This window comes from Xenorhabdus sp. BG5, from assembly GCF_015163665.1.
Lineage (GTDB): Bacteria > Pseudomonadota > Gammaproteobacteria > Enterobacterales > Enterobacteriaceae > Xenorhabdus.
On sequence record NZ_JADEUG010000001.1, the window covers coordinates 119,420 to 133,210 of the forward strand.

At 40.1% G+C, this 13,791-nt stretch carries 10 protein-coding genes; 6 read left to right on the forward strand and 4 right to left on the reverse strand.

Annotated elements, in window-relative coordinates; genetic code table 11:
* Nucleotides 1-34: 34 nt before the first annotated feature.
* Together IQ209_RS00545 and IQ209_RS00550 are read right to left on the reverse strand one after the other, a co-directional pair.
* Nucleotides 35-1,153 carry a serine hydrolase gene (locus IQ209_RS00545; protein ID WP_193847993.1) on the reverse strand — a complete coding sequence of 373 codons (1,119 nt, stop codon included), beginning with the start codon at nt 1,151-1,153 and terminating at the stop codon, nt 35-37.
* A gap of 118 nt (nt 1,154-1,271) precedes the next feature.
* Entirely contained in the window at nt 1,272-2,375 is a 1,104-nt protein-coding gene (locus tag IQ209_RS00550; protein WP_193847995.1) for an alkene reductase, read from the reverse strand.
* Between the two features lie 667 nt (nt 2,376-3,042).
* On the opposite strand from IQ209_RS00550, the gene IQ209_RS00555 reads away from it, so the two are divergent.
* Both IQ209_RS00555 and IQ209_RS00560 read left to right on the forward strand, forming a co-directional pair.
* A complete protein-coding gene (locus IQ209_RS00555) occupies nt 3,043-3,444 on the forward strand; it encodes a DUF2946 domain-containing protein (RefSeq protein ID WP_228005635.1) in 402 nt (133 codons plus the stop codon).
* Nucleotides 3,445-3,525: 81 nt separating this feature from the next.
* A complete protein-coding gene (locus IQ209_RS00560; RefSeq protein WP_193847997.1) occupies nt 3,526-5,526 on the forward strand; it encodes a TonB-dependent copper receptor in 2,001 nt (666 codons plus the stop codon).
* 35 nt (nt 5,527-5,561) lie between these two features.
* Here IQ209_RS00560 and IQ209_RS00565 read toward each other — a convergent pair whose 3' ends face one another.
* Nucleotides 5,562-6,062 carry a MarR family winged helix-turn-helix transcriptional regulator gene (locus IQ209_RS00565; RefSeq protein ID WP_193847999.1) on the reverse strand — a complete coding sequence of 167 codons (501 nt, stop codon included), beginning with the start codon at nt 6,060-6,062 and terminating at the stop codon, nt 5,562-5,564.
* 163 nt (nt 6,063-6,225) lie between these two features.
* Here IQ209_RS00565 and IQ209_RS00570 point away from each other — a divergent pair, with 163 nt between their 5' ends.
* Nucleotides 6,226-7,119 carry an EamA family transporter gene (locus IQ209_RS00570; protein ID WP_193848001.1) on the forward strand — a complete coding sequence of 298 codons (894 nt, stop codon included), beginning with the start codon at nt 6,226-6,228 and terminating at the stop codon, nt 7,117-7,119.
* 11 nt (nt 7,120-7,130) lie between these two features.
* A complete protein-coding gene (locus IQ209_RS00575) occupies nt 7,131-7,727 on the forward strand; it encodes an NADPH-dependent FMN reductase (RefSeq protein WP_193848003.1) in 597 nt (198 codons plus the stop codon).
* A gap of 243 nt (nt 7,728-7,970) precedes the next feature.
* Here the strand turns inward: IQ209_RS00575 and IQ209_RS00580 are convergent, their stop codons facing one another.
* Nucleotides 7,971-8,396, reverse strand: a complete 426-nt coding sequence (locus IQ209_RS00580) for an N-acetyltransferase (protein ID WP_193848005.1) — start codon at nt 8,394-8,396, stop codon at nt 7,971-7,973.
* 610 nt (nt 8,397-9,006) lie between these two features.
* On the opposite strand from IQ209_RS00580, the gene IQ209_RS00585 reads away from it, so the two are divergent.
* A complete protein-coding gene (locus IQ209_RS00585; RefSeq protein WP_193848007.1) occupies nt 9,007-12,105 on the forward strand; it encodes an autotransporter serine protease in 3,099 nt (1,032 codons plus the stop codon).
* A 189-nt stretch (nt 12,106-12,294) separates the two neighbouring features.
* Nucleotides 12,295-13,779 (forward strand): trypsin-like peptidase domain-containing protein, encoded by a 1,485-nt coding sequence (locus tag IQ209_RS00590; RefSeq protein ID WP_193848009.1) that lies wholly within the window; start codon nt 12,295-12,297, stop codon nt 13,777-13,779.
* Nucleotides 13,780-13,791: the final 12 nt, after the last annotated feature.

The window sequence follows — 13,791 nt, forward strand, 5'->3', positions numbered from 1 at the left end:
ATATTATGTTAAATACAATTTAATTCCATCCATATCATCCAACTTCGTATTTGATAAATCTGGTACTTATTAATGATGAGTACGCCCCCGCTCTCAGCCCCAATTTTCTCGCGCAGAATATCGCTGGCGACTTCGGAGCATTTAGCAATATATCAGCAATCTTATAACTTAATTCTTGAGTATCAAGGTCCGCTTGATTACTTAGTACAGCAATAGTTAAACATGAGTTTGGCAAACGTATAAAATGAGCTCTGTAACCAGCCCATTCACCGGAGTGTTCCAGACTAGGCTCCGCTAAGTGGTTGTGATGTTCTAAGCCAAATGCATAAGTTTCATAGTTTTTTACCCTGTCTCCAGTAGATGTTATTTTTGGTAATGCCTGAGTCATGCGTTGGACTAATGATTCTCCACCAACCCTACCGTGAGATAAATTTTCACCCCATAACATGAGGTCTCCAACAGTTGAGTGTACCGCCCCATCACCTGTATGTGTCCATGGCGATTCAAAAAGTTGGTCTTTCTGGTTATATGCTCGTGCAAATTCGACAGCGATTGGATATTCATCAACAATGAATGTATTTTTCATCCCAAGGGGTTTGAAAATACGTTCTTGACTGAATTCACTCAGTTTTATCCCGCTGGCTTTTTCAGCTACTTGCGCTAATAAAAAGTATCCAGTATTGCTGTATTCAAATGCTGTCCCTGGCGCAAATACAGATTGAGATTGCGCATATAAGTGATGCAATGATTGTTCAATTGTCAACGGATCTTGTTCATTAATACCAATCGATTCAGCCAGCTCCATATAATCAACGAGTCCACCAGTATGATAGATTAAGTGGCGAAGAGTGACAGGATCTGCATAGCTACCTAAGTCAGGCAAGAATTTTGTGATTGAATCATCTAACGATAAATAACCGTCACTTTCTAATAATAAGAGCGTAAATGCAGTGAATTGTTTTGAAACTGAGGCGATATTAAAGACACTTCCTATTGAAAGTGGCTTATGTGATTCTAAACAAGCTAAGCCTATAGAGGCTTGATAAGTTAATCCGTTATCATATTTGGCCATGTAGACAACACCGGGAGCATGTTTATCAAATGGTGTTAAAAGTTCATCGAGTGCTTTAATGATTTCAGGATTTTTCTTCATAATCTACTCTTCGTCGGGTTTTATCTACAAAAAGGCAGGTAACATCGAGTCGTGAATAGTGCCCCACTGCACCTGCCACTGCTTCTGCTGAAATTATCCAGCTAAGCCGCCTATAAATTTAATAATTCGCCTTCAACCAGTCGGTATATCCTTTTGCTCCATTACCGTAATAAGCGTCATTATTGATATCAGCCAGTTCAATCCCGTAACGTAAACGCTCTACCAAATCAGGATTTGAAATAAACGGGCGGCCGAATGCAACTGCATCTACCTTATCTTCCGCACGACGGGAAATCGCCATTTCAAGATTATAATTGTTGTTACCAATATAAGCTCCGTCGAACAACGATCTTAGTTCATCCAAATCAACACCTTCAGGAATATCACGGCTTTTTCCTGTTGTTCCTTCAACAAAATGGAGATAAGCCAGCTTGAATTTATTGAGTTGCTGAATCAGATAGCTATATGTAGTCATCACATTACTATCAAGCGGAGTATTTCCTACTTCTGTTGTCACTGGAGACAATCTAATACCAACCCGTCCACCACCCCAAATATGGGTTACCGCGTCAACAACTTCGAGAATTAATCTGGCGCGGTTTTCAATTGAACCACCATACTGATCGGTGCGATGGTTAGTTGAATCACGCAGAAACTGCTCCAATAGATAATTGTTAGCAGCATGGATTTCTACGCCATCGAACCCTGCACGTTTAGCACATTCTGCCGCATGTCTGTATTGCTCAATAACATCAGGGATTTCGTCGGTTCTAAGTGCGCGCGGTATGGACGCTTTTTCTATGCCACGACGGGTAAAAACATTACCGTCTGTTTTAATAACAGATGGTGCTACTGGGGCTTCTTTATTTGGTTGAAGATCAACGTGTGAGAAACGACCGACATGCCACAATTGCATTACAATTTTACCACCAGCAGCATGAATAGCATCTGTGACTTTTTTCCATCCTGCCACCTGATCTTCTGTCCAGATACCAGGAGTCATAGCATAACCGCATCCCTGTGCTGAAATATTAGTTGCTTCTGAAATGATTAAACCAGCGCTCACACGCTGAGCATAATATGTAACATTAAGTTCGTTTGGGACACCTTCCTCATTCATACGAGCACGTGTTAAAGGTGCCATAACAATACGATTAGCAAGTTCCATTTCCCCTAATTTGGTAGGCGAGAAAAGATCGGTTCTAGTACTATTGTCAGTCATAACATTTCCTGTTTTTATATTAATCGAATCATTTACAAGATCCTATTATTATCCGTTAAATACAATACTGAATGGAATAATATTTAAAATTAATAAAAAATAAAAACAATTTCAAGATAAAATTATTAGTATTGCACATATGGATTCTACGAAAAATACACTTAATGTGAGCTAAATGTGCAAGCGATTATCAACCGATAACTTTTGGTTATCAGCTGATAATTATTTTTCATTATGCATATCAGGAAAAATTAAATTTAATGAATAAGAGTAAAATTACACGGTAAGTTAAATATATCACACATTATTCATTCCATATTAAATTATATATATCCATTAAGCTTATTAAAAATAGGATGTGTGTTATGAATGATAGAACATGTTTTAGATTTCTATCATTAATGTTTACAAGAGTGATTTATTTTTTCTTTATTTTAAATGCAATGGAGAATGGGTTACGGGAATATGGGTAGGAGAAAGTGCGGGCCTGACAATAGACAGAGGATTTCCATAATAATGGTATCTGCAAAAGCTGTTCTTCTTTGAATAGAATAGATGAGAACAGATAAATCCAGCGTTCCAGTGAAATCAAAAATATTTGGACAACCCCCACCCCAAATGCAGTAAGATTAGCTCTCAATCGTAGAAATTGATCCGGATCATTAGCTTGTTATCGCTTTTTCGCCTCTCACAAAGCCGAACACCCGTTATCATCGCCTTACTGGCGATTTTGATGTTGTTCATTGCACCGGTGGTATCAAAAACACTGGAGCATCACCGTGAAGGAATAAAAAGCGAAATAAATCACAGCATGTCTGTGTCTGATATGCCATCGAAACACACCATGAATCACCATGGTATGGATCATGTTCATATGGGATTAATGGATGATATTGCTTGTGGTTACTGCCAGCTTCTGATTAATCTGCCATTATTAGCAGGTGGTTTTGTTCCTTTCATTCTACTGACACTAATTGTATCCCGAACACCACCAGTATCGCGCTTCTTTGGCCCGGTTATTCGGCTGTTTTACGGCGAATCACAACCACGCGCCCCACCCTTTAATTAGTCTGTCTGCTTGAAATAAACCATTTTATTTTCCTTGCCTTATGCAGTTTGCATGGCAATGTTGCTAATTAAGGGATTTTTTATGTTTACTACACAACTATTTCGTATATCACCGCTGCCAGCAGCTTTAGCTATCGCACTCACAATGCCAAGTAGTGGCTGGGCTGACAATACCAAAGAAACAAAAGAAAAACACATTGCTCATGATCACGATAATGAAACTGTGATCACTGTAACTGCTCCAGCAGTTTCACCACTTGAGGTAACTTCTTCACTAAAAACACCTCGCCAACCAATACCTGCTAGTGATGGTTCTGATTACTTAAAAACCATTCCGGGTTTTTCGCAGATCCGTAACGGTGGCACTAACGGCGATCCAGTATTCCGTGGCATGTTTGGTTCTCGTCTGAGAATGTTAATTGATGACAGTGAAATACTAGGCTCTTGTGGTGGACGTATGGATGCACCAAGTTCTTATATTTCACCAGAAAGTTATGATGTTTTGAGTTTAGTCAAAGGCCCACAAACCGTACTTTGGGGGCCGGGTAATTCAGCGGGAACGATTCATTTCGAGCGTATTCGCCCTCAGTTTGAACAATTTGGCGCTCAAGGTAATGTCAGCACAGTGATGGGTTCTCATGGTCGTTGGGATGGTAATGCGGATCTCAGTATTGGCAATGAATTGGGTTATATCCGTTTAATTGGCAATAAATCTCGTTCCAATGATTATAAAGATGGTGATGGAAAACGCGTTCCTTCCCGTTGGGATAAATGGAATACCGATATCGCCTTGGGCTGGACACCTAATGAAAATACGTTACTGGAGTTAAGCGCTGGACAAGGTGATGGTGAAGCACGTTACGCTACGCGAGGTATGGATGGCTCCCAATTCAAGCGCAAAAGTTTTGGTGTGCGTTTTGAAAAATCCAACATTGGCGAAGTGTTTGACAAATTCGAATCCAATTTTTATTACAACGACACTGACCATGTGATGGATAACTATTCCATGCGCCATTCAAAAATGAAAATGGCCTCAGAACCCTCTCGCATGACAATGGGTGGCCGTATGATGGGAACTTGGATGTGGGAAGATTTCAAGTTACAGAGCGGTGTGGATATGCAAACTAATATTCACCGTACCAATACCGATCGTAAGATGGCTGAAGCTGAAAGAAATGGTTGGGTGAAAAATATCCGTTTCCGTGATTACGGTATTTTTGGTGAATTAACCTGGGATGCAACTGCACAGAGTAAAGTTGTCGGTGGTGCGCGATTAGATCGTGCAACAGCGTATAAATATACTACTCAACAAGAACGTAAAGAAACCCTGCCTGCTGGCTTTATTCGGCTTGAACATAACCTGAAAGAATCTCCGGTGATGCTCTATGCTGGCATTGGTTATACCGAACGTTTTCCTGATTACTGGGAGCTGGTTTCGGGTAAAGCGGGCACCAATGCTTTCATTAATATCAAACCCGAAAAAACGACCCAGTTGGATATTGGTGCACAATATAACGATAACCGCCTGAAAAGTTGGATATCAGCGTATGTGGGTAAAGTGAATGACTTTATCCTGTTCGATTATCGCAACAAAAATGCGGTGGCCGGTAATGTGGATGCCACCATTATGGGCGGAGAAACGGGTGTTGCTTATAAGTTTAACGAAAATTGGAAAACCGATGCTAGCCTGGCATATTCCTGGGCGCAAAATACCACTAATCATCGCCCACTACCGCAGATCCCACCTTTGGAAGCTCGTTTCGGCCTGACCTGGGAACATGGCGATTGGACTAGCAGTGGTTTGCTGCGCCTGGTAAATAGCCAGCATCGAGTGGCAATCAATGAAGGTAACGTTGTAGGCAAAGACTTTGATCGTAGTAAAGACTTCGCCATTCTATCTGCCAATGCAGCCTATAAGGTGACCAAAAACGTTCAAGTCAGTGCTGGTGTTGACAACATTTTTGATAAAACCTATAGCGAACACCTTAACTTAGCGGGGAATCAAGGCTTTGGTTATTCCGGTAATACGGCAGTCAACGAACCTGGACGTACTTATTGGGCAAGAGTTAATATTAAGTTCTAATATCTTCTCCTCGTTCTATCTCGCCCTGATTTATATCAGGGCGAATCACTCGCTGACTCACTATCCAGTAACCAATGTCGCAGCAGTGTTGCAAGTTGTTCTTGTTGCGTTGCCGTTAGTGGTTCGAGAATGGCTTTTTGGTTCTCTAAATGACTTTCCACTGCTTTGTCTATCAAGGCCCTTCCTTCTGGTGTCAGAAAAACCTTACAGCTACGTCGGTCTTCTTCGTTAGCAATACGCCCAATTAATCCTCGCTGTACCATATGCTCAATACGAGTGCTCATTGCTCCAGAAGTTAACATAACGGATTGATATAACTCAGTAGGTGTAATTGGTATGTTGTTACGTCGTAGTGTCGCAAGGATATCAAACTCTATGCCACTTAGGCCATGTTCTTTGAAAGCATGTTGCAAGCGTTGTTCAATAATTTTGTTTATGCGACATAACCGCCCAATGACGCCCATTGACGACGGATCAAGGTCTGGACGCTGCTGTTCCCACTGTATCAGTAATCGGTCAACGTGATCGTACTTCATGCTTTTTCCCTATTCATTTATTTTGACGAAAAGATACTTGATAAAAATCAATTAGGCCATTATTTTAATTTATCTTTACACAAAGATACTTTTAATAAATATACCTTTGCATTGACAGAGAGAGACATAGGGTAAAAAATGAAAAAACTAGAAGGACAGCAACATGTCAGAAATTAGATCTATCCAGAATATGTTACTGACTGCATTGGCTCCAATTGTTTGGGGAAGCACTTACATTATTACGACAGAAGTATTGCCACCCAACATGCCTTTGCTAGCGTCTACCATCAGAGCGTTACCTGCCGGGATATTATTACTGTTGATTTGTCGTACCATGCCTAAAGGCATTTGGTGGTTACGTATTATGATATTGAGCTTACTTAATATCGGTGCCTTCTTTTATTTTCTCTTTGTTGCAGCGGAATATCTCCCAGGTGGAACGGCATCATTAATCGTGGCTTGCCAACCCATAATTGTTATCTTGTTAAGCACTTGCATATTAAAAACCTACCTCACAATAAAAAACATTATTTCAGCCATATTAGGTGTTATCGGAATTAGTTTATTGGTATTAAATTCAACCACCAGCCTAAATTGGCAAGGCGTTATTGCGGGCTTCGCGGGATGCAGTTGTATGGCTTTAGGCGTTGTGCTGACTAAATATTGGAACCGCCCTACCAATTTGTCATTACTCAGTTTTACTGGCTGGCAATTAACGCTTGGAGGATTAATGTTATTGCCTGTCGCTATTTCCATAGAAGGTTTACCACAACATCTTACCGTAACCAATATTCTCGGCTACAGCTATTTATGCATGGTTGGTGCAGTACTTTCTTATATCATTTGGTTTCGAGGGATTGAAAAACTACCTGTTGTGACAATCTCTTTTTTGGGGTTTATTAGTGCTCTATCTGCTTGTATTTTAGGGTATATATTTCTAAAGCAAACTTTTTCCTTGCTCCAAATGCTAGGGGCATGCACCATCATTATTGCTGTTTGGCTTTCGATTCCACGGGATCAGACAAAAAATCCGATAATTCTACAACCTAATGAATAACAGGAAAATCAATGAAACTTACTATAATTTCAGGTAGTCAACGCCCAGATTCTCGCAGCCAACGTGTAGCTCGTTATTTGCAAAAATTAAGTAGCGAATATGGATTTACTGAGATAAAGCTTCTGGAGCTCTCCAATGTAGAATTGCCACTACATGATGGTTATACAACAGATATATCAGCGGAATCTCATCCCTGGCAGCCAATTGCACAACATTTAAGAGAGAGTAAAGCATTTATCTTTGTGACTCCAGAATGGCATGGAATGTCAACTCCAGCATTGAAGAACCTTTTATTGTATTGTTCTATAGCAGAACTAGGCCATAAACCAGCATTATTGGCGGGTGTATCAAGTGGAATTAACGGTGTTTATCCTCTTTGCGAATTAAGGATGACAGGTTTTAAAAATAACCATGTCTGTTTCTTGCCTGACCATTTAGTCTTTCGTCAAGGTGAAAGTTTGATTTCAAAAGATCTGATTTGTAGCGATGAGGAATTTGAAAGCCGCGTTAACTATACGCTGAAACTGCTGAAATCTTATGCTAAAGCGCTGAAGCAAGTTCGTGAAGATGTTGGCGAAGAAAGCAAAAATTATCTGTATGGTATGTAAATAAACCCTATTCAAGTTTATTACACTAAATCTCGACTCAAAAATTTGAGTCGAGAATGTTAGCGCTATTATATAAATCCATTCTTAAATGACCCATTATCATTTATGTCTGTATAAAAATACAGTATACCGTATTTTTGGCACTTTTGTTTAAAAATAAAACACAATACGCCTTTATTTTATACGCATAGTTTGAATAACAATCATCAAGAGAAGAGCTGGATTTCATTGCCGTGCCTAAATCTATCTTTTTAAGCACATAAAATACTCTTGGCATCCGGTGTGTTCATCGACTTCTTCGCTGACAACATAAAACCCTTGCGATAAGTAGAATGAATAACTTGTTTGGTTTTGTTGATAAACAGATAATGTGAGTTCAGTCCTTCTATTTTTGGCATCATTCACTAATGCCTTGCCAATTCCCTGCCCTTGTTTATCTGGTGATACAAAAATTGCAGCCAAACTATTTTCTTGAAGCGCATAAAAGCCGACAACGTTAGAATTTTGTACATAGACATAAGTTTCTGAAGCAGGAATATAGATACTTCTCATGTTTTCTACTTGTGATTGCCAAAATTCAGCTGCTACAAAATTGTGAGCTTTGATAGAAGCTTCCACCCAAATAGATAGAACCGCATCCATATCTGCTTTTGTAAATGATCTGATCACTTTTGATATCCTCGTGATTTACTCTACTTTCGATGTAATCTTTTCAATAAGTAATTTAGAAAGGCATTTGCGTTTGATTGTTTATGTAAAAAGATAATATACCAGTCCAACTTCAAGTTACAGCTTGCAAATCAATGTGATTGTTTATATCTCTCCGCTTTGCGGGGGAGATATAAAACGCATCTTGAATCACAAAAAAATTCTAATAATAATGTTTATATTAACATTTAATAAGGCACCACAAAAAATAACACATAAATAACAATTTGCATTCAATTAATTCACATCATGCCAGAATCATGCCACTTAAACGGGATGTTAAACAAAAGTGTGTTATTTATATGATCTCTCCATTGTTATAAAATAGTTATAAAAAAGTTAATTATTATTCTTGCATTTTTGGTTTAATTATTATGCTATAGCACCTCGTGAGCAGAAAATAATATGGTCTGCATCGTTCTATAGCTGTTCTAAAAATATAGTTCGATCCCACCATGGCCTACTTATTTAAGTTCAATAATTGGTTTTATTAATAAAAACTTTTCAATGAGCAATGCACCAAATAGCGAATTGAAAATTGCCACTTTTTTTGGAAAATGGAACCTCTTTTATGAAAAAAAACAATTCGGCACGACCGATATTTTTGTGGGTGACGTTATTTTTTGGATTATTACCTGTCAGTGCTTCAATGGCGACTGAATATCAGGAACAGGGTAAAAAAAACTCACCAGATAGTTGGTTATCAGATGAATTTAATCATCAGTGGGGATTAGCTGCTATTGGTGCTCATTATGCCTATGCTCGTGGTTACACGGGAAAAGGTATTAATGTTGGTGTATTGGATGAAGCCGTTACCAACCATCCTGAATTTGCAGGCAAACTGAAAATTCTAAGCCCAGATGACACCTGGAATTACGATGAAAACCTCTACACTGGGATTATCAGTTTTGGGGCTCACGGTAACCATGTTTCTGGGATCATTGCAGCAAATCGGGATGGCAAGGAAATGCATGGTGTAGCATTTGATGCTGGTTTGATTACTGGGAAATATTTACAAACTCCCTATAACCGCACAGAAGCCCTGATCCAAAGTAATGCACGTGTCATTAATAACAGTTGGGGGGTGCGCCCTTCTTATGAAACCGATGAGTATGGCCGGCCAAAACGATGGGAAAATGGGACGATCAAGTATGACAAAGTGACGTTGCAAGAGCTTATTAACTATGTCACACCGATTAAAGATGATTTGGATCGGTTAAGCCGCTCCCCAATTCCAGAACTCGATGACTATACAACGAGAACCGCAGGCCTATTGCGTGCAGCGCGTCATGGAAAATTAGTTGTTTTTGCAGCGGGGAATGCAAATAACTATAACATCACCTGGTTACATGCAGGTATGCCCTATTTCTTCCCTGATACCTTGAAAAACTACCTCAGCGTTGCCAACCTGACCAGGGAAAACGAAATTAACGTTTCATCAACGAGTTGTGGTTATACTACCAGTTACTGTTTGTCGGCACCAGGCACAAAAATTTACAGTAGTACGGGAGAATTCGTTTCTAAAGTTGATGGAGAGATCGACGAAGATGCTTTCGAAAATGGTGAGTTGACGATTGATCCCGCCTATGATGCTTACACAGGGACATCAATGGCATCACCACATGTGGCTGGCGCCGCTGCCGTCTTGATGCAACGCTTCCCTTATATGACTGCCGGACAAATCGCAGATGTCCTTAAAACCACAGCAACCGATTTAGGTAAGCCTGGTTTGGATGACATGTATGGTTGGGGAATGCTGAACCTGAAAGATGCTATTGATGGTCCTAAGATGTTCATCACTGAAAAGGATATTCCGAAGAAATACTATATTCCAGGTTCTTATTCTGAAACTCAGTTTATCGCCAATATTCCAGGTATTGGTGGCATCGTTGAGCAAGGTACTACCGTTGAACGAGTCTGTAATAGTATTGAATGTGCTTATGACAGTTGGGGTAATAATATCTCCGGTCATGGTGGATTGACGAAAATCGGTAACGGTATACTTGAACTGGCCGGCAAAAATAGTACCTATAAAGGCCCAACTTTGGTCGAACAAGGTCGCTTATTGGTTAGTGGTTCTATAACTTCGGATGTTACTGTGCAAGATAAAGCCATTCTTGGAGGGGATGGTACTGTCGGTTCAATCATGGTCAACTCTGGGGCCAGTATTGCTCCAGGCAGCTTAAGCTTAGGTTCTGACTCTGTCAGTTCTAGTAGCACGCTGAACGTTGCTCATGATGTTACTTTCCAAGCGGGTTCACGTTATCTGGTAAAAGTTGCACCAAATAGCCAAGGGTATAGTGATCGCATTATCAGTAATGGCTTGGCTACGCTGAAAGGCGGTGAAGTGCAAGTCTCTCTGGAAAATAGTAATAACCTGTTATCGAAGCAAGAAGTCCGTAGTTTGCTTGGGCAACAATATAATATTCTGCAAGCAAATCGGGGGATCAACGGCCAATTTACTACCGTAGCGCCAAACTATTTGTTTATTGGTACTGAACTTAGTTACCAATCTCATTCTCAATCTAGTTCTCGCCCTAATCAGGTCATGTTGGATATAAAACGTAATTCCACCACATTTGCCAGTTTAGGAATGACCGCTAATGAGCGTGCGGTGGCTAATGCTGCTGATAAGCTGAGTTTGGGACATCCGGTTTATGAGAGTATCTTGATGTTTGATACAGCGGTGCAAGCCAGCCAAGCATTCCAGCAACTCTCTTCCGGCCAGATCCATGCTGATATTGCTGCAACACAAATCAATAATAGCCGCCATCTGCGTGATACGCTGAATACCCGTTTGCGTCAGGCTAATGGTGGAACCATTGAGCAGGATATCAAAGTTGATAGAAATGGTGCTTGGGGACAAGTTATAGGTAACTGGCAACGTGCTAATGGTAACAGTGAAGCCAACGGTTATCGTGTATCCAACTATGGTGTGTTATTAGGGGCAGATAAAGAGTTAGGGGATGATTGGCGGCTTGGTGTTGCTACCGGATATACCCGCTCTTCTTTGAATGGTGGATATAACACTTCAGCACGCAGTAACAATTTCCATTTGGCACTATACGGTAGCAAACAGATTGATGCTTTAGCATTACGTGCTGGTGTTACTTACAGTTGGCACCGTTTTGATACCAAACGTTCGGTTGATTTTGGCCGTCAATCCGACCGTCTGAAAGCGAAATATGGTGCTCAAACAGGTCAATTGTTTACTGAAGCCGCCTATGGAATAAATACTTCCTGGCTGAATCTGGAACCATTCGCCAACCTGTCTTATGTTAATTTCCGTAATGAAGGTATTAGTGAACATGGCGGTGCTGCTGCATTGAACGGCAGGAAACAATCGAAAAATGCCACCTTCTCCACATTAGGTTTACGTGTCGATCAAAAATGGCAGACTGAAAATGAAATCACTGTAGGAGCATATGGTGAATTGGGTTGGCAACATCAGTTTGGCAATATAGATCGGGGCACTCAATTAAGTTTTAACAATAGCGATGCCACGTTTACTGTCAATAGTGTTGCAGCCGCACGTGATGCTGCTGTAATTAAGGCAGGCACAGAATTGGAAATTAATAAAAATACTAAACTGTCACTGGGATATAACGGTGTTTTATCAGGCAGTCATAAGGATAATGGTATATTCCTGAATGCCAACTGGAAATTCTAGCCAGTAAAAATTACATATGTTCTTGATAACAGAAACTCACTGCTGGCAATGGCTGACAGTGAGTTTTTTATGCCTTGAGATTTTTAGATTTTTGTATCTGCTTTGGTACAAACCACCTTGGTAGCATTGATTAATGATTAAATTAGATAATGAATTTAAGTCATTAAACCAATCCAAAGGAGGAATATTGTGACTTATCGTAAAATCCTATTAATCAGTTTATTTTCTGTTTCAACAAGTTCTTTAGCTGCAAGTAATAATGGTGCTCCGTTGATGAAATCAACCGATCCTGGCGCTGAAAAATTTAGAACTGTTGGTAAATTAAATGGAACCTCGCCCTGTACAGCAACCTTGATTTCTGGTGAAAATGCACCGACTAAGGACACACCAGCACTGATACTTACCGCAGGGCATTGTGTAGATAGCAATGTAGGCACAAATGATGTCATCGTTGATCAACCAGCACCTGAATATTGGCGATATACACCGAATTATTTCATTGATAAGAAAGATGAATTATCACCAATAAAAGTCAAACGTATTTTATATTCAACGATGAAATACGAAGATATTGCGGTATTACAATTGGATGCAACTTATGGTGACTTAGCGAAAAAAGGCTATCATCCTTTCAAGTTGAAGAAAAACCTTGATATGAAACATCAACCTATTGTGTTGACTCATATTCCTGTCGATAACGTTGATTACAATTACGCTTATCTCAGAAAATCTGAGTGTAATATCACCGGAAAATCACCCGTTTTATATGAGGGTGGCGCTCCATGGATTTGGGCTCCGGTTTTCTCCGTAAATTGTGATGGTGTCGCTGGTGGAACGTCTGGTTCCCCTGTTTTTGAAAAAGACAAAACAGACGTGATTGGTGTGCTGAATACAACAGTAACACCTGGAATGACCGGCTGTGGACTTGGCAGGCCTTGTACTATCGAAAACAATAAAGGCGTTCCAACAGAAGGTGCTAGCTATTTTATCCCTGTCGATAGTATTGCCAATGCGTTGACAAGGGATAGCAAATTAGATCTGTCTAAACTGGAAAATAACCGTGGTAATATTCTGGAAAGAAGTCCACTTTGGTCACGTTGGATAACTCAGAGCGTTAATCCTGTGGACGGCGAGAAAGCAAAATGGGACATCGTTATCAAGGAAAATGCTAACGTTAAGAATATTCGATATAAAACAGGATTAATCAGTGATGCCGATTGTTCTGCGGAAGCAGGATACAGTGTTTCTATTCCTGCAAGCCAAAGCCCGCTGAAAAACATGCTACTTCCTAATCAAGAAGGCATCTATAAACTCTGTGTTATTCACCAGAATAATGATGGCCAATGGCAAAAGACAAAAGATGCTTCTGTCATGTTGCGAGAAATTGATAATACTCCACCGTCAATTAAGCCCGAGTTAAATAAGGATGATTATGGGGATGTTTGGCGTATAACTGCTAACGCTCGTCCGTATGATATCTCAAGTGTACAAATTAAATATGGGCCTAAAGCAACAACGAATTGTGACGACAAAACAGGTTATAGCTATCCCTGGAGGTTAACAATGTTGGCAAAATCTGAAGCACCATGGCGTGTTTGCGCATATGGTGAAGATATGGCAGGAAATGCTGGCCCGATTAATGTACTTGATATTGAAGCAACTACGACTAAGTAAAAAGTCAATGAA